The 17,010-nt window shown below is 31.4% G+C and carries 24 protein-coding genes and 1 pseudogene; 8 read left to right on the top strand and 17 right to left on the bottom strand.

Annotation, left to right across the window (positions count from 1 at the left end; all coding sequences use genetic code 11):
• Window positions 1–94: 94 nt before the first annotated feature.
• The 3 genes from QWY99_RS21860 (at window position 95) to QWY99_RS21850 (ending at window position 1,150) form a co-directional block, all read left to right on the top strand.
• Window positions 95–475 carry a hypothetical protein gene (locus QWY99_RS21860; protein WP_290268129.1) on the top strand — a complete coding sequence of 127 codons (381 nt, stop codon included), beginning with the start codon at window positions 95–97 and terminating at the stop codon, window positions 473–475.
• Window positions 476–575: 100 nt separating this feature from the next.
• The gene (locus QWY99_RS21855) at window positions 576–872 is read left to right on the top strand and encodes a helix-turn-helix domain-containing protein (protein WP_031504736.1); all 297 of its coding nucleotides are present in this window, start codon (window positions 576–578) and stop codon (window positions 870–872) included.
• Window positions 869–1,150 carry a helix-turn-helix domain-containing protein gene (locus QWY99_RS21850; RefSeq protein ID WP_034979496.1) on the top strand — a complete coding sequence of 94 codons (282 nt, stop codon included), beginning with the start codon at window positions 869–871 and terminating at the stop codon, window positions 1,148–1,150. Before QWY99_RS21855 ends, QWY99_RS21850 begins: the two co-directional genes overlap by 4 nt.
• Before the next feature lie 127 nt (window positions 1,151–1,277).
• On the opposite strand, the gene QWY99_RS21845 is transcribed toward QWY99_RS21850, so the two are convergent.
• The 4 genes and pseudogenes from QWY99_RS21845 to QWY99_RS21830 form a co-directional block, all read right to left on the bottom strand.
• On the bottom strand, window positions 1,278–1,607 hold the full coding sequence (locus tag QWY99_RS21845; RefSeq protein WP_078677549.1) for a DMT family transporter: 330 nt from the start codon (window positions 1,605–1,607) through the stop codon (window positions 1,278–1,280).
• Window positions 1,608–1,667: 60 nt separating this feature from the next.
• Window positions 1,668–2,231: a Crp/Fnr family transcriptional regulator gene (locus QWY99_RS21840; protein WP_078677550.1), complete on the bottom strand. Its 564-nt coding sequence runs from the start codon at window positions 2,229–2,231 to the stop codon at window positions 1,668–1,670.
• 83 nt (window positions 2,232–2,314) lie between these two features.
• Window positions 2,315–3,565 carry a site-specific integrase gene (locus tag QWY99_RS21835; protein ID WP_078677551.1) on the bottom strand — a complete coding sequence of 417 codons (1,251 nt, stop codon included), beginning with the start codon at window positions 3,563–3,565 and terminating at the stop codon, window positions 2,315–2,317.
• 259 nt (window positions 3,566–3,824) lie between these two features.
• Window positions 3,825–4,109, bottom strand: a pseudogene (locus tag QWY99_RS21830) (cysteine peptidase family C39 domain-containing protein); the annotation flags it as partial.
• A gap of 1,251 nt (window positions 4,110–5,360) precedes the next feature.
• Here QWY99_RS21830 and QWY99_RS21825 point away from each other — a divergent pair.
• Entirely contained in the window at window positions 5,361–6,092 is a 732-nt protein-coding gene (locus tag QWY99_RS21825; protein WP_290268118.1) for a peptidase associated/transthyretin-like domain-containing protein, read from the top strand.
• A 344-nt stretch (window positions 6,093–6,436) separates the two neighbouring features.
• Here the strand turns inward: QWY99_RS21825 and QWY99_RS21820 are convergent, their stop codons facing one another.
• From QWY99_RS21820 to QWY99_RS21780, 9 genes are all read right to left on the bottom strand, one after another.
• Entirely contained in the window at window positions 6,437–6,607 is a 171-nt protein-coding gene (locus QWY99_RS21820) for a hypothetical protein (protein WP_290268116.1), read from the bottom strand.
• 84 nt (window positions 6,608–6,691) lie between these two features.
• Window positions 6,692–6,850, bottom strand: coding sequence for a hypothetical protein (locus QWY99_RS21815; RefSeq protein WP_290268114.1), 159 nt, complete (start codon window positions 6,848–6,850; stop codon window positions 6,692–6,694).
• A 34-nt stretch (window positions 6,851–6,884) separates the two neighbouring features.
• Window positions 6,885–7,043 carry a hypothetical protein gene (locus tag QWY99_RS21810; RefSeq protein ID WP_290268112.1) on the bottom strand — a complete coding sequence of 53 codons (159 nt, stop codon included), beginning with the start codon at window positions 7,041–7,043 and terminating at the stop codon, window positions 6,885–6,887.
• Window positions 7,044–7,115: 72 nt separating this feature from the next.
• Entirely contained in the window at window positions 7,116–7,262 is a 147-nt protein-coding gene (locus QWY99_RS21805) for a hypothetical protein (RefSeq protein ID WP_290268110.1), read from the bottom strand.
• 54 nt (window positions 7,263–7,316) lie between these two features.
• Window positions 7,317–7,490 carry a hypothetical protein gene (locus tag QWY99_RS21800; RefSeq protein ID WP_290268108.1) on the bottom strand — a complete coding sequence of 58 codons (174 nt, stop codon included), beginning with the start codon at window positions 7,488–7,490 and terminating at the stop codon, window positions 7,317–7,319.
• Between the two features lie 78 nt (window positions 7,491–7,568).
• Entirely contained in the window at window positions 7,569–7,736 is a 168-nt protein-coding gene (locus QWY99_RS21795) for a hypothetical protein (protein ID WP_290268106.1), read from the bottom strand.
• 109 nt (window positions 7,737–7,845) lie between these two features.
• On the bottom strand, window positions 7,846–8,058 hold the full coding sequence (locus QWY99_RS21790; RefSeq protein WP_290268105.1) for a hypothetical protein: 213 nt from the start codon (window positions 8,056–8,058) through the stop codon (window positions 7,846–7,848).
• 70 nt (window positions 8,059–8,128) lie between these two features.
• Window positions 8,129–8,299: a hypothetical protein gene (locus QWY99_RS21785; protein ID WP_290268103.1), complete on the bottom strand. Its 171-nt coding sequence runs from the start codon at window positions 8,297–8,299 to the stop codon at window positions 8,129–8,131.
• 368 nt (window positions 8,300–8,667) lie between these two features.
• A complete protein-coding gene (locus QWY99_RS21780) occupies window positions 8,668–10,233 on the bottom strand; it encodes a vitamin K epoxide reductase family protein (RefSeq protein WP_290268101.1) in 1,566 nt (521 codons plus the stop codon).
• A gap of 252 nt (window positions 10,234–10,485) precedes the next feature.
• Between QWY99_RS21780 and QWY99_RS21775 the strand changes: the two genes are divergently transcribed.
• Window positions 10,486–10,650, top strand: coding sequence for a hypothetical protein (locus tag QWY99_RS21775; RefSeq protein WP_290268099.1), 165 nt, complete (start codon window positions 10,486–10,488; stop codon window positions 10,648–10,650).
• Between the two features lie 35 nt (window positions 10,651–10,685).
• Here the strand turns inward: QWY99_RS21775 and QWY99_RS21770 are convergent, their stop codons facing one another.
• Window positions 10,686–12,443: an AraC family transcriptional regulator gene (locus QWY99_RS21770; protein WP_290268097.1), complete on the bottom strand. Its 1,758-nt coding sequence runs from the start codon at window positions 12,441–12,443 to the stop codon at window positions 10,686–10,688.
• 195 nt (window positions 12,444–12,638) lie between these two features.
• On the opposite strand from QWY99_RS21770, the gene QWY99_RS21765 reads away from it, so the two are divergent.
• The 3 genes from QWY99_RS21765 to QWY99_RS21755 all read left to right on the top strand — a co-directional run bounded on the left by QWY99_RS21765 (window position 12,639) and on the right by QWY99_RS21755 (window position 15,499).
• Entirely contained in the window at window positions 12,639–13,817 is a 1,179-nt protein-coding gene (locus QWY99_RS21765) for an acyl-CoA dehydrogenase family protein (protein WP_290268095.1), read from the top strand.
• Between the two features lie 88 nt (window positions 13,818–13,905).
• The gene (locus tag QWY99_RS21760; protein WP_290268092.1) at window positions 13,906–14,688 is read left to right on the top strand and encodes a DUF3050 domain-containing protein; all 783 of its coding nucleotides are present in this window, start codon (window positions 13,906–13,908) and stop codon (window positions 14,686–14,688) included.
• A gap of 64 nt (window positions 14,689–14,752) precedes the next feature.
• The gene (locus QWY99_RS21755) at window positions 14,753–15,499 is read left to right on the top strand and encodes an SGNH/GDSL hydrolase family protein (RefSeq protein ID WP_290268090.1); all 747 of its coding nucleotides are present in this window, start codon (window positions 14,753–14,755) and stop codon (window positions 15,497–15,499) included.
• 38 nt (window positions 15,500–15,537) lie between these two features.
• Here QWY99_RS21755 and QWY99_RS21750 read toward each other — a convergent pair whose 3' ends face one another.
• The 3 genes from QWY99_RS21750 to QWY99_RS21740 form a co-directional block, all read right to left on the bottom strand.
• A complete protein-coding gene (locus tag QWY99_RS21750) occupies window positions 15,538–15,855 on the bottom strand; it encodes a 2Fe-2S iron-sulfur cluster-binding family protein (protein ID WP_129540061.1) in 318 nt (105 codons plus the stop codon).
• A 70-nt stretch (window positions 15,856–15,925) separates the two neighbouring features.
• Window positions 15,926–16,405, bottom strand: coding sequence for a hypothetical protein (locus QWY99_RS21745; protein WP_290268087.1), 480 nt, complete (start codon window positions 16,403–16,405; stop codon window positions 15,926–15,928).
• A 316-nt stretch (window positions 16,406–16,721) separates the two neighbouring features.
• Entirely contained in the window at window positions 16,722–16,961 is a 240-nt protein-coding gene (locus QWY99_RS21740; RefSeq protein WP_290268085.1) for a NifU family protein, read from the bottom strand.
• Window positions 16,962–17,010: the final 49 nt, after the last annotated feature.

Here is a 17,010-nt window from a genome sequence, read left to right as displayed (position 1 = left end):
ATATTGTGCCAATATAAGGCAAATACTGCCATATAATGCCAAAAGAAAACAATACATTCCATTGTGTTCTATATTGGGGGAAAATTTTGAACCTATGGCACAAAAAGTAATACCTGACAAAGAGCAGAAAAAGAAAGAACAAATCAGAAAAAAAGAACATAGTCCTTTGATACAGGTTGATAAGAACAGCGACCCGATTTCCAATTTCATCGCCAACTTTAAACGCCAATTCAAAGACACAAAGGGTTTAGGTCTGGGCAGGCTGTTCGGGGGCAAGAGTTATGAACCGCCAAAGCAGACTTCCGAACCTGAAAGCATAATAGGTGCGACAAAAACGCTTATCCGTTCGGACTTCAAAAATGAAGAAAAAAATCAGGCTATACAGACCAATAAAAAGCCTGCTTTAAAAATGGACAATACAATCATAACGCAACAGTCTCGTCCTAAAAGTAAGAAACCAAAGTTAGGATTATAGCCTAGTATTTGGCAACTGTACGCCAAATACCGCCATCGGATGCAACATTAAAATGACCTATGTGAATAGCTTTTATTTTAGAGGTTTAAATGATGCAGATATGGAAATAACAGTTTTAGACATTCAGATATTGAAAGCATTGCATAGGGAAGTTAAGGAAGTTTCCAATTTGATAGCGGAAATGACTACACCCTACAAAGCACTGCAACAGGCAACGAAATGGCTCGACCAACAGGAAGCCTGCCAATTGCTCAACATCAGCAAAAGAACGTTGCAGACGTATAGGGCAAAAGGCATTCTTGGAGCAACGCAAATTAATCGGAAAACGTATTTCAGATTATCCGAAGTGGAGTTACTTATGCAGGGAGAGCGGCCATTAAAAAAGCAAAAGAAATGAAACAGATTGGAAATTCAAACGAAGATATGCTTGCCTTGCTCGAAGCTGTGGTAGGCATCAAAAACGAACTGCTGTATATCAGGGAATATTTCCACCCACTCTTAAAAGGGGAAATCTACCTTTCGGGCGAACAGGTTTGCGAGATGTTGCATATCAGCAAACGGACGTTGCAACAGTACAGAGATGACGGACTGATACCTTTTATCAAGCTCGAACGGAAAATTTTGTTTCGTGAAAGCGATATTATTAAGGTGTTGGAAGATAACTATCAGCGTTAGCTGATTGTGTGAAACTGTAACTGTATCGGTCAATTAAAGAAACAGCCCACTGCTTAAGCAGTGGGCTGTTTTATTTTTTTAGATATCTGTTAACCCTGTTTTATTAATTTCAAATAACCCACATTTTTTAATGGGTTGCTGTTTTTGAAAAGAAGTTCATTACAAATACGCCTGATACTATCAATATAATTCCAATAATAGCAGGTAAGTCTAAAGATTGCTTAAATACCACAACAGAGATAATTGCAGTTAATACTATCCCTAAACCACCCCAAATAGCATAAGCAATTCCTAAGGGAATATGTTTTAATGCTTGTGATAAAAAGAAAAAACAGGCGATATACGCAATAATTGTAATGCTTGTTGGAATGATTTTAGTAAATCCGTTGGATGCTTTCATAAAACTTGAACCGATAACTTCAAGAATAATCGAAAGTGCTAAAAATAGATATTTCATTTTGTTTCTGATTTAGAACGCAAAATTACTTAACCATTTAATGCATTTTTTTGACTTACATCAAAATCGACTTCTTATTCTGCTTAAAGTTTCTTGAGTAATTCCAAGATAAGATGCAATATGTCCTAAATTAATTCTTTGCACTATTTCTGGGCTTTTGTGAATTAATGCCTTATATCTTTGTTCTGCGCTTTCGGTATGTAGTGCAATTATCCGTTCTTCTAAAATTTCACAAAGTTTTTCTGCAATTTTTCGCCCAATCAAATTTAATTCGGGGTATGTTTTGTACATATCGTTCAAGTCATCACTGGAGATAGAATAGATAATGCTGTCTTCCAAAAACTGGATATATTCAAAGGACGGTTGATTAAAATATAAAGGTAAAATAGAACCTATCAACTCATTTTCCATCCCAAACCGAGTATTCACTTCTTTATCTTCTTTTTTAAAAAATGCCCTAATCAATCCTTGTTCAATAACAAAAAGACTTGAATTGATTTGTCCTTGCTTTAAGAAGAAATCCCCTTTTCTTTTTTGAAAGAGTTTAACACGAATATTGAAATCGGATTCTATTTCAGATGATATATTCCCGTATGTTTTAAATTGAGTAATTAAAGGATTCATTTTTTAGCAGTTCTACTCGCTAAAGTACAAAAAAAAGCCAATTCAGTCTATAACATTGGCTTTCAATAATCACTTTGGTGGTTTCAGAGCTGTGAAATAAAAGACTGCTCCATACCCTTAAATTTGTGCGATACTTTTTGCATATCCTTTCCGACTTTCTCGTTAAGTATCTTGGCATAAATCTGTGTGGTAGCAATATTCTTATGTCCTAACATTTTGCTCAAACTTTCCAACGGAACGCCCTCGCTCAAAAACAACGTGGCAAACGTATGGCGTGCCAAATGAAAAGTTACTTTCTTTTCTTTCAGACAGTCAATCTGTTGGGATATTCCTTTTAATCTATCGTTACAGGAACTGTTAGACGGAACAGGAAAAACCCTGCCGTCCTTTGACAGCCCTGCATACTTTTCGATAATCATTTTGGGAATATCCAATAGCATTACATTAGACGATGTGGCTGTCTTTCTCCTGCGGACGATAATCCATTGATTGCCGTCAAAAAACTCCTGAATATTGCTGTTTTTAAGTCCTTTTATATCCGAATACGAAAGCCCTGTAAAGCAACTGAAAACAAACAGGTCTTTAACCAATTCGTCTTTCTTTTTTTCGCAGTTGAACGTTACAAGCTGTTCCAATTCGTTCCGTAGCAGATAGCCACGGTCTTTATCCTTTTTGGTATTCTTGTACTCGCTGAACGGATTAAAAGCAAGATGCTTTCTGCTCATTGCCAATCGGCAAAGCGTAGTAAATCCAATCATATACAGCCAAATGGTGTTGTGTGTTAAACTTTGGTCGTCACGCAGGTAGTAATCAAAGTCCTGCACAAAATCAGGTGTAAGGTCGTTAAAGGACACATCGGAATAGCCGTATTTTGTAAGTGCAAAATTTCGAAGATGTTTCAAAAGTATTTTGTATTTACTGCGTGTGCCATTTACCCGAAGTCCACTATTAACCTTTTTCTCATAGTCCAATAGGAACTGTTCATAGAATTTGAAAAAGGTCAGTTCTCCGCTTTCCATCCCAAGAACGGCATTTTTAAGTTTAGCACTGTTTACAGCCCCCTCATTCTTTAGAATTTTGGAATAGCATTCCTCAATACCCGAACGAATTTTGTCAAGTTTCTTGTTTGTGTCTTGTGCTTCTCGGCTTTTACCTAAAACCCTGCCGTACTTCAAATCCCAATTTGTTGCGGAAATATCCAGCTTTGTACTGAATGCAGACTGTTTGCCGTTTACGGTAATTCTGCACATAACCGTAACTTTTCCGTTTTTCTTTGGAGCGTTCTTTTTAAGATAGAACAATACCTTAAACGTTGATTTTTTTGTCGTTTCCATACTCACAATTCTTAATGATAAAATTAAACCTATGTGAGCTACTGAACAATATGAAAAACTATGCAGAAAGCTGAAATACAGTATTTTAAAACGATTGTTTCTAATATTTAAAAGTAACGTTTTAGTAACCTTACTTTTGCCAAACCTCGCTTTTTCCTGCTTTTTACCGCATTACCAAAAAATCACAAAACGGCTGTAAAGCCTTTATTTACAACCGTTTTGCCTGTTATTAATCTTTAATGTATTTTTACTGAAAATTTATTTTATAAAGTACAACATAATGTTCTTTGTTCCAATGCAAAACACAAGGTAGCGGTGCCTCTTCTAAACTTTGCACACTCAGCTTTACCCCCAAAGTTCGGAAACCAATTTTCTCTGCTGCATCGCTTAAGAATAATAAATTACTTCCTTCCCTAGTAGTCTCACTAAAATCACGTAATTCTTGAATGTTTATGGATTTACCATAATGCTTGGCTATAATTTTTAAACAGGTAGGCCCGCAGTCCTTAAAATCTGCTTGTATGTAATTGGGGAATTTTTTCAATTTGTCATTGGTTATTTATAATATTAAGAACAAGAGTAATTCAAAAAAAATAGAAAGAACGAAGCTGTTAGTTAGCAGCTATATATTGACATCAACACACCATTATTGTTTTACAATTTCCCTAACTAGATTATCTGGTTATTGATTATCGAATAATCCTCAACTGTTTCCAAAAAACTCATCAAGATTATTATCGTCTAGAATAAATTTCAATAAGATAAAAAAAAGACCCATCCCGTTTTACATCAAAATTAGATATGTCAAATTTGTTCCAGTCACTTATAGATTTTTGATTTAAACTATATTTTGTTTACTACTATTCACAAGGGGCAACTTCAGTTTTTCACCATGCTTAACTATAATTTATACATTAATTTTTGTTTTCAGACAGATAACTAAATTAACAATTAACAGCGACAATACTACTACTTTATACAATTTATTATCTTCATAACATGAAAATTTCACCCCATTCATTTGGCCTACAATTTAAATAGCTTAACAGAGATAATCCAATCCTAGGACATCCGTTTATTAAGCCATAATCACGAGAAAAAACATCTTATTATCTAAGATATTATATAAATTTAGCGATTCAATATTTTCTTTTAAACCGAGAATAGTTTATCAAGCCAATACTTTTCTACTCCCAAGAAATCTTCTATAATAAAATTTGTATTTAAAATATTAATCTCAAAGACGTACCATGCAAAATTCTTTATTACAAACTCCTGTTGCTAGGCTGTCTATTTTTCTAAACACACAATTTTAAGAATATCTAACCCATGACCTACAAAATAATTGCTGTTAATTATTTTGCCTAAAACAAAAAAAACACAACCAATAGTTAGATCACCATCACACCACGCAAGCCTAGTTGTACTGGAGAGCTTCTTACTTGCCTTTATTTAGGCCATCTAAATTAGTTAACATTGAAAATGATTTTATTCTCACACTTAAACTTCAGCAACCAGTTAACAGATTTAATCGCCATAATCTTCTGATAGCTAGTTTTTATTTACAGAATAAATTTTAATCAAAAAAGTTATTATTAAAGCTAAACCATGAGCCATTCCAATATTTATTTTATCTTTTCATCTAAAAACTAATACATAACACAACTATATTCTATCGAAATACTATTGGAGATGCTAATTGACTTAAATAATTCTGATACTATAACAAATTTCCACATCAGAGCTAAAGAAAATAATATCTTAATTTTAAAAAATGCCTAACCTCAATTTATAAATGAAAAAATTAAAGTTTTTATTTATGTTCCTTTTTTTTGCTAAAACACATTCACAGCAAGTTAGCAAAATAAGTGGGTACGTTTTGTTTGATAGTATTCCATTAGAAAAAGTCATTGTAAAAAACATTTCAAGAAATAATTATACACTCACAGACAATAATGGCTTTTTTTATATAAACTCAAATATTGGTGACACTTTAACAATATCTTATCTTGGAATGAAACCTGTAACGAAAATCATTGGCAATAATGAGACAATGAGTTCTTATGAAAGAATTTACATGGAAGAAAATTCAATTAAATTGAAAGAAATCATAATTGATAATAATCCTAAGATTAATGCTGTCTCCTTAGGAATTATTCCAAATGAGAGAAAAAAATTAAGTCCGAACGAGAGAAAATTAAAGACTGCTGGAGATTTTAAACCAATCCATTTACTATCAATCCTAGGAGGACAACTTAAAATAGACCCAATATTAAATGCAATAAATGGCAGAACAAAACAATTAAAAAAAAATATCCAGGTTGAGAAAAAAGAAAAAATGCTGAATTATCTTAGACTAAACTATCATAATTATATTGTTGAAAATTTGAAATTATCCAACGAAGAGATTAGTCAATTTTATTATTATGTAATCGAATTAGAAGGCACAGAAGAAAACATTAATAGCAATAATGATTTAAAAATAAAATTCTTTTTATCAAATGCATTGTTTGAATTTAAAAATTAGAAGACTAAACAACATGACTCGTAATTCTCCTATTTAAACTTATAAATTACGCAACCTAATGAATATTATTTACAATCAAATCTAAATAAATTCTTCGCTATAATTTTCAAACAAGCAAGACTGCACCCCTTAAAATCTGCCCGTATATAATTTGGGAATTTTTTCAATTTTAAATCTTGTTTTACAAGGACAATATAATATATTTTTCACAACCTTATATAAAATAATAAAGAGGAAATTACATCCTCTTTATCATCTTTACCAATAAGAATAAACTAACTTCTAACAAATTACAATTTTACATAAGAACATATTCTTATTAAAATATCGACCAAAACCTATAATTAAGGTTCTATCGGTGGTTGCATACCACATGGAGGCGCACAAGATTTATGATACCTTCTACATTCATTTGTAGAAGGATTAATACAATCGACTAAACCTCCTTGAATGCTTTTTTGCTCATTTTTTGTTAATTTCTGAGCCCCTTCTAAATTTAAAATAGCTTTTAACATAAACTTTTCTTTTAAAAAATTAATTAATATTTTAATTATAAAACTAACCAGACATCAGTTTGAACACACCCAAGATGCAAATAACTATCTAGAGCACTCAATGAAAGTACAATCTGGATATGCAATGTTATTATCTTCAGGACAACAAACAATAAAATCTCCAGGCCCATTACCTTTTATTTTTTTTTGCTCATTGCTTGTCAATTCTTGAGCACCATCTATTTTTGAAATATTTTTAAACATAATATCTTAATTATAATTGATTAAATAAATTTAATTAACAAGGCATACAACGCCATACCCATTTACCGTCAAGAAATCCGACTTCTGCACAAAATCTATCTTCGCAAAGTGGCGCACCACCTGCACTGATCATTTTTAGCTCATTTTTAGTTAGTTTATGAGCACCTTCTAAGTTTGAAATATTTTTTAACATGATATAAAGTTTTAAATTAATATTCACAATTACCCTATAATTATTTAGAATTAGATACTTTATTCTAATCAATTACAACATACATGCAGTTCCTCTTGGCACGCATACACATTCTGCATCTGGACAACAAAGAATAACACATGCGCCTCCATTAACAACTTTTTGCTCATCTTTAGTTAACTTTTGAGCACCTTTTAGATTTAAAATACTTTTCAACATAATTGATGTTTTTTATTTGATTATTAAAGAAAAAAATAGCAGTTTTCAACTGCTTTATTGCCCTTTACAAGGAACACAATGACTCATATCTACATTAGCCCAACAATATTCTATACCACCAACTGGCGCACAAGTATCCTTAGGCTTTACTGCTCCTCCTTTAATTTCCTTTTGTTCAATATTTTTTATTTTTTGAACTCCGCGGAGGTTTAAAATATCTTTTAACATAATTTATTTTTTTTGGGATTGGTTAGTACTTCGATTTCTATCAAAAAAACTGAAGCTACTTAATAGAAACTTAAAAAATTAAATACAAAGATCAGATGATTTTCTACATGGCCCACCTTCAAAATATTGACATGTACCCTTTGGACAAGACTTTCCAGGTTCAGGAATCCACCCTCCATTAATTTCTTTTTGCTCCTTTTTAGTTAATTCCTGAGCGCCTTTTAATTTTAAAATTGATTTTAACATAACTAATTTTTTAAAAAACTGATTAATACTTTACTAATTTTAAGCATAGTTTAATTAAGTAATTATTGAAAATTCACATTAATTAAACTATCTATTAAAAAACGATTCATTAACAAGGTGCCAACATAATTGAGCATTGTCTAGGTCCAATATAAACTGGTCTATAATAGGGATCATAATTAAGACAAGCTGTTTCGCTTAATGGAAGAATCTGATAAGTACCACATTCTCCATCTGGTGGAATTTTCCCTCCATTAATCTCTTTTTGTTCAATCTTTGTAACTTTTTGAACTCCTTCTAGATTTAAAATATTTTTTAACATAATTTGTTTTTTGATTGTTAATACACTAATTCGTTTTAAAACATTTGAAATTTAAGATTCTAATAAACTCCTAAATTGCCATGCAAACAGTATTTGGTGGAGCACATACACATATATTCTGATCTGGACAGCATACAATACTTTCTCCAGCTTGACATGCTTTAGCACCTCCATTAATAGATTTTTGCTCATTTGCAGTCAAAACTTGAGCTCCTTTTAATTTTAAAATTGATTTTAACATGATTTGGTTTTTTGATTTTGTTACTACTTCAATCATTTTAAGACACTTGAAGATTCTGTCTATATTTAGAAACTAAGACATAAAAAATTCTATGCCTAGTCTAGGATGATTAACACTCCTCGTAACTATTAGGCCTACAAATCTCATTGAACTTACAATCAGACACGCATTTACTTCCTGTTGGACACCAACCATCAAGATGACAAGTTTTACCTCCATGAACAGTTTTCTGTTCACTTCTTGTTAGCTCTTGTACTCCTACTATATTTAAAATATTTTTTAACATAATTTGTTTTTTTTGATTTGGTTAGTACTTCAATAGTTTCAAGGCAAAACAATCACCTCACTTCAAAGAATTCAACTTTTCTTTACATATATACTAAAGAATCCCTCTCTACCGCTTCATTGTCTTCTAAAACATCATTAATAAAATATTTTAATTCACTTAATTCATATTCACTTGGATATAATCTCGTGTTTAAAATTTTTACTGGCGTATAATTGAACTCATTTTTCGAACACCAATCATATTGCTTTTGAATTTGTTGATTAACTCTCATAGAAACCGAATCAACGTTCCATTTTTTTTGCCATAACTCCAATCCCATTTTCTTAATGTGCCAATCTGATATTGCCTCAACTATATTTTCTGGATTAACATCATTAATCATCAATAACCGCTCTACAACAACTTTATATGGATTTTGATTATTATCCGGATTAATATTAAAAAGTACATTCAAAGATATTTTCTCTGGAAATTTCCAAACTAACTCAAATGCATCTTCAAATGCTTTGTGGCAATGTCCACAACTCGGACTTAGTATAATAGAAATTTTTGCAGTAGCAGTACTATTCCCAAAGTGAATTCCTTCTAATTCATCAAATCCATCTGATGCAACAATCTCTTTAGACAAGAATTCAAACAGGGTAAAGTTTCTCCTAAACTTCGTTAAATCCTTTACCGATCCAGCAGCTTTTAATCCAGCCTCAATAACCGGTTTCATCACTGACCATAATGAAGAAACAAGAATCAGAGAAAATAAATATTGAAAAAGATTGGTCAATGTTAAGTTTAACCTAAAGCCTGATTCAAAAACCCATATTACTCCTTGAATTATCATTAAAACAGAAACAGACAAACACAATACGCACCATTTTTTTATTTGAAATTTTTGCACCCAAATAGAATATACAATCACCGGGACGGCCATTAAACTAAGAAAACCAACAAGGGAAGAGTTTGTTGATCCTATCAGCATTGCCAATACAGAAGTCATAAAAAAGAGTAATGGTAAATCTGAAAAACTAAACCAGTTATTAGACTTTTCGTTTTCAGATTTAATAACTGAATCACAAGAAGTAGTTGGATTAATATTACACAACTTAGAAACAATCTGATTATCGATACCAAATTTTTCTTGAACAATAAATACACTAATCAACAACCCCAATAAGGATGTAATCAAAAAACCATAGTCATATACACTATACTCATTATAGAAACTAGACAATACAATTAACACCAAGAATAAAATACCATATTTTAGCCACTTAGGACCTTCATTCATGACTTTCTCTTCTTGAACTTCATTTGCTTCAATTGCCAACACTACACCATTCCACCCCTCTGAGAAATCAGCAATCGTTAATTTAGTTTTCTTACCTTTCTCTGTCTCAATCACTACAGAAGATTCTGTTTTATCAACCAGAACTAGGTCATTATTAAAAATTGCGAGGAAAGAATTAGGTAATTCATGCAATTGTTCTTTTGGAACTTTTATAACAATATTATCTATCGATAATATATTTAACGAATCTGTAATAGCAAAAAGGCTCGGATAATTGGGATGGGAAAGAAAAAGATCCTCAAACTCCTTTTTAGCATTTAAAAAATTATTCAAATCTAGATACTTGTCAACTAATTTAATCATCGTGATAATCTTAATTATTACAAAAAAGGAACATCACAAATATTACTAATCTTTCAGATAAAAGAAGTTAAATTTTCAATTTTATAAAAGAAATGAATACATAATTTATAAATAGTTAGATACTTAAAAACAACACAACAAATTGATTACCAGTAAAATAAATAAATAAAAAACATGAAAATCCTTCAAAATCTGTAATTCAAATTATCACAATACCTTTTCCATAATTTTGACATTCTAACAAATAAACATATGAAAAAGTCCGCCCTAAAACTGAACGATTTTAAAAAAAATGAGCTTCCAAAAAAACATTGCAAAATGATTAACGGAGGCCAAGACCCAGCACTAGAAGAAAACATTGAAACATTGAAAGACCCACTCCCACCCGGAACAGTAAAACCTATAGGTCAAACTTAATAGACGATTAAGCTAGAAGCTACAATTTTATTTTCCTAAAATTTTGTAGCCTCTAGCTTTTTACTAAACTGAGTAGGCGTAACACCTGTCCTTTTACTAAATGATTTTGTAAAAGAAATAGCATTTTTAAAACCGACACTTTCGGCTAGCGCCTGAGTTGAATATTTTCGGTATTTGGAATTAGTTATTAATTCATTGATAACATAATTAATCTTTAATTCATTTGAATATTCACTAAAAGTCTTACCAAATCTCTTATTAACAACATATGATAAATAACTCGTGTTTGTTTTAATTTTTTTAGCGACAAGTTGCAGCGTAAAATCAGAATTTAAATAAAAATGCTTTTTTTCTAACTGCTTTAATTTTTCAACTATTTCCTCTTCCTTCTCTAGGTCTAAATTCATTTTTGGAGTCATTTTTGGAGTGTTCTCCGCAACTACGTCCTCGACATTTGCACTTTTAGTTGGCACATCATTAGATTCCAACTTTAACTTATACTCTTCAATTAAAGCATTAACCTTCTTGTTTGTTTCTCTTTTTTTCTTACTACTCTTTATATACAAAAAAACCAACATTAGCAATACAGCTATAAAAGCATAAATAATCAGATTCCAAATTCGAATTTTATTCAAGTTTTCAGCTTGAAGCTCCTCCATGTCTTTTTTAATATTCACATTACCAAGTCGGAAATTAACTTCCTGAACTTCACTATCAAGTTTTGATTGAATTTGTTCAAATTTATCAAAATATTTATCCGAATATTTCAAAGCCTCCCGAGGATCATCTTTGATGGTATAAATCTTAGCCAGATAATAATTGCAGGTTGTGTAGTACAAATCATTAACCTTATTCATTTGATAAATTGAATCAACTTTTTTAAAAAAATACAAGGATTTGTCGTAATCTTTTAGATTAAAAAACAAACTTCCTAAATTGTAACTAGCAATAAAAAGCTCTGCTTGCAAATTGTTTTCTTTACTATATAACAAAACATCATAATACACCTTCTCGGCATTAGGGAAATCTTTTTTCATATAATAAATATTCCCTAAACTCATCTTGGAGTTCAACCTTGTACTTATATAATTTTTAGAATACAAAATTGCCTTGGTATAATAATATTGTGCAGAATCTAAAAACTTAGAATTTGAATTGTTTTCACCGTAAGCTTTCTCAAAAGCCCTCCCTAAATTAAAATTAATATTACTCTTGTAGTTAGTATATTTTTCATCCGAAAATGAATATTTGATCTTATCGGTTACTTTATCTGACTTTTTGAGAGATAGTATCGCTGCTTTATAATTCCCTACCTCAACATTAATTAAGGAAATATTCATGTAGAATTTGACCATTCGTATCAAATCATTCTCCTTATTAACAATTCCTAATCCTTTTTCGAATTTATCAAAAGCGGCTTTTAGATTATTTTTTCTCCAATCTATAAGTCCACCATAATTTAACAAATCGCTATTCAATATATTCTTTTCTCTTGACGGCTTTACTTTTCCTAAAAACACAAAGGCCTGTTGATAACAGCGATTTGATTCAGTACTATCTCCATTAATTTGAAACAAATAGGCTTTCGCTCCACTTGCAAAGCCTTTATGCAAATAATTATCGGATTTTTCTATTTTATTTACATACACAAAAGCACTATCAGTATTAGAGTTAGAATACGATCTCACTTTATCCTGTAAAACATCATATTCTTTACTGCTTAGATCCGAATTTTCCTGAGAAAAAACTGCACTTGTAATAAAAAGAAACAGGAAGCATTTAACAAATTTCATTAACTTTTTAGTTTTGAATTATCCCAAATTTAGTGCAATAATACCAATAAGCAAATAATAATTTACACCAGAAAATGTAAAACAATCACAATTTTATTCTGATTATTATTTTCAAATCCTTAAAAAATATAACAATTTACTTTTGTTTTGTTATATTTATATTGTGTAAATTTGTTTTTGAAAAAAACTTAAATTATGAGACCAGACCTATTTCAAGCACCAGATTATTATAACCTAGATGACTTATTAAGCGACGAACATAAACTCGTAAGAGATTCAGCCCGAGCTTGGGTAAAAAGAGAAGTATCTCCTATTATTGAAGAGTTTGCTCAAAAAGCAGAATTTCCAAAACAAATCATAAAAGGTTTAGGAGAAATAGGAGGTTTTGGCCCTTATATACCTGTTGAATATGGTGGAGCAGGACTAGATCAAATTTCTTACGGCTTAATTATGCAAGAAATTGAACGTGGTGATTCAGGTGTTCGCTCAACTTCATCTGTTCAATCTTCATTAGTAATGTATCCTATTTGGAAATATGGAAATGAAGAACAAAGAATGAAATACTTACCTAAACTTGCCACAGGTGAATTTATTGGTTGTTTTGGATTAACAGAGCCTAATCATGGTTCTGATCCTGGAAGTATGATTACCAACTTCAAAGACATGGGAGACCATTACTTATTGAACGGAGCAAAAATGTGGATATCAAATGCACCATTTGCTGATATCGCTGTAGTTTGGGCCAAAAATGAGGAAGGCAGAATACATGGTTTGATTGTTGAACGTGGAATGGAAGGATTTACAACGCCAGAAACTCACAATAAATGGTCACTGCGTGCATCATCTACTGGAGAATTAATCTTTGACAATGTAAAAATTCCTAAAGAAAACCTATTACCAAATAAATCTGGATTAGGAGCTCCTTTAGGTTGCTTAGATTCGGCTCGTTACGGAATCGCTTGGGGTGCAATTGGTGCCGCAATGGATTGTTATGACACTGCGCTAAGATATGCTAAAGAAAGAGTTCAATTTGACAAACCTATTGCAGGGACACAATTGCAACAAAAAAAATTAGCCGAGATGATTACTGAAATCACAAAAGCACAATTATTAACTTGGCGTTTAGGAGTTTTAAGAAACGAAGGGAGAGCTACAACGGCTCAAATTTCGATGGCAAAAAGAAACAATGTCGACATGGCAATAAACATCGCTCGTGAAGCAAGACAAATATTAGGCGGAATGGGAATTACTGGCGAATACTCAATCATGCGTCACATGATGAACCTAGAAAGTGTTATCACTTACGAAGGAACTCATGATATCCATTTATTGATTACGGGAATGGATATTACTGGGATTCCAGCTTTTAAATAGAATTCATCTATTAAAAAATATATAAAAATAATTCAAAAGCTTCTTGGGAACAAGAAGCTTTTTTATATTTGTAAAAAAAATTTTCAGCATGAATATTGAGACTATAAACAATAGCATTCAACCTCAAAAAGACCTACTACTACAACATCCTTTATATAAAAAAATTCAAAGCATTGATGACTTACATTGCTTTTTAGAAACTCATGTATATGCCGTTTGGGATTTCATGTCATTACTAAAAGCATTACAATCAAAACTGACTTGTACAACAACACCTTGGTTCGCCAGCAAAAACCCTGAAACAAGATACTTGATTAATGAAATTGTTTTAGCTGAAGAAACAGATTTAAGTATTGATGGCCGTCACCTTAGTCATTACGAAATGTACCTTGAAGCGATGGAAGATTGTGGCGCAAGCACAAAAAATATCGAAGCATTTTTAAATGAAATAAACTCACTACAAAACATCTTTGTTGCAATAAAACAAAGCCAATTGCACCCTAATATCAAAGCTTTCTTAGACTTTACTTTTAGAGTGATTGAAGAAGGCAAACCACATGAAATCGCTGCCGCTTTTACCTTTGGAAGAGAAGATTTGATCCCAAATATGTTTACTGCGATTTTAAAAAATTTCCAAGAAAACTTTCCTGACACAGATTTAAGCAAACTTATATATTATTTTGAAAGACATATAGAACTTGACGCAGATGAACATGGTCCTATGGCAATGAAAATGATTACTGATTTATGTGAAAACGATCCGAAAAAATGGTCAGAAGTTCAAGAAATATCCATCCTCTCTCTTGAGAAAAGAATCGGATTATGGAATGCTATTGAAGAGGAAATTAGCATAAAAATCGAAATGGCATAAAACCAAAGTAGTATTTTAAGCGTAAGTATTATTAAGAAAACCACAAAATCTTAATAATCATATTATGAAAATTGGATTCAAAATAATACTTACGTTTTTATTTGTGACTTTTACAATTAACTGTGATTCTGAAAACGAAACACCTAAAGTAACTACAAATATTCTCCCCTCTGTTACCACTCCACCACCGCTGGTTTCAAAAACAATAAACTATTTAGCCCTTGGCGATAGCTATACTATTGGTCAAAGTGTATGCAAAACTTGCAACTATCCTGAACAATTACAGCGCACCCTATCAAATAAACACCCAACAACCTCTTTTTTACTAAAAATAATAGCAAAAACAGGTTGGACAACCTCCAATTTATTATCAGCCATTAAAACGGAGAATTTAAACGCAAATTATGATTTAGTAACGCTACTGATAGGTGTTAATAATCAATTTCAAAACACCTCCTTTTCTGTATACGAAAAGGAATTTCCTGAATTAGTAAACAAAGCCATTACCTTAGCTAAAGAAAAAAAATCGAATGTTATAGTTATTTCCATACCCGACTATGCTTACACTCCTTTCGGTCAATCACCTATGTATGATAACAAAAAAATCACAGCAGAAATAGACAAATACAATGCTTTTGCAGAAAGCTATTGCAAAGATAACAACATCCAATTTGTAAATATAACCGACATTTCACGACGAGGACTAACCAATCCAAATTTGGTTACTCAAGACGGATTACATCCATCAGAATTAGCATACTCCTTATTTGTAGAGCGTATATTAGCTAAAGCTAAACTTGCAATAAATTAAAAAGGCGAGAAAAAATTTTCTCGCCTTCTACTTATTTTTTAATATTCTGGAGCTAATTCTAACTCTAAACCTTCTAAACTTTCAGTTATTGGAATTTGACATCCCAAACGACTATTAGGCTTAACATAAAAAGCTTCTGAAAGCATCGCTTCCTCTTCATCTCCCATTTCTGGCAATTCTACATCATTTAATACATAGCACTGACAAGATGCACACATCGCCATGCCGCCACAAGTCCCTTCTACAGGAAGCTCATAAGCCTTACACAGCTCCATTACATTCATTGCCATATCAGTTGGAGCCTGAAGTTCATGAACAACTCCTTCTCTATCTTTGATCTTTATTAATACATCCATTTTTAAATTATCAGAATTTTGATTATTAACGCATTTTAAGAAAACAAAAATACATTATCTTTTCAAAATACTAATTGCTAGGTTTAAAAGAAAACGCATATTCTCTTGAATTATCCTTTAACTGCATTTTTAATCCTATAATATTGCCTTTATCAAGTATTGTAGCTAAAGCAACAACCGAAAAATAATCATTTCCATTTTGAAAAACAAGAGTACCTTCATAAGTAGCATTAACAATACCCTGTTTATCTGTTGTTGATCTTATTTTTCGAGGATGAGAAAACTCTGCACTTGTATAGCTTTGCTTGTTTCTAAATTTGGCTCTTCCCTCTGAGAGATTAAACAAAAAATCATAGCTAGTAATTCTAAAACTAGCTTCGTTAGGTTCAGCTGTAGGTGAAATTATTATCTGACCAGAAAATTTAAAATCCGACCATTCTTCATATTCATTGACCCAAGCTTTGTCAACATATAGGTTTTCACTGATTTTTTGCGCGTAAGTTGAAGAAGTAAAAATTAATAAAATTATTAGCTTAAAAAAATTGTTCATAGTAATCGTGTGGTTTGAGGTTATAGCGCAAATTTAAGTTAAATTTTTACTAAATACCACTAAAAAACCCCTAATTCTTAACACTTTTTTCTGCCAAAATTAATTTAATCTGTTATTAAAATGATTATTTCACAATTTAAACATTATTTTCTTATTAATAAGCATAGCGTTAAACTATAAATACGCTAAATTTTACATAAAAAACACTAGCTATTAAAAAACCATAAGTAAATGCTAAAATATTCAGGCAAGCTCTAGTAATTTCACAAGAAAACTCAAAAAATAAAAATCATTCTAACCACAGAAGCTACAGCAATTACATAACATTTACCACCGTTTCTATCTGTGGAGCAAACTTTTTAATAGTAGTTTCAACCCCTGCTTTAAGAGTCATTTGATTTACACTACAACTTGTACAAGCTCCTTCTAAACGAACCTTAACATGCTTATCATCTTCTATAGAAACCAATGTTATATCCCCACCATCAGAATTCAGGAATGGTCTGATTTCATCTAAAGCTCTTAAAACATTATTTGTTAATTCTTCTGTTGTCATATTTTTTTATATTCAATTAGAGTAGTAGAAAATTAGATAGCGGAACAAG

It is taken from the genome of Flavobacterium branchiarum (assembly GCF_030409845.1).
GTDB lineage: Bacteria > Bacteroidota > Bacteroidia > Flavobacteriales > Flavobacteriaceae > Flavobacterium > Flavobacterium branchiarum.
The sequence above is the reverse complement of the archived record's forward strand: the minus strand, read 5'-3'. Positions and strand labels throughout refer to the sequence as shown.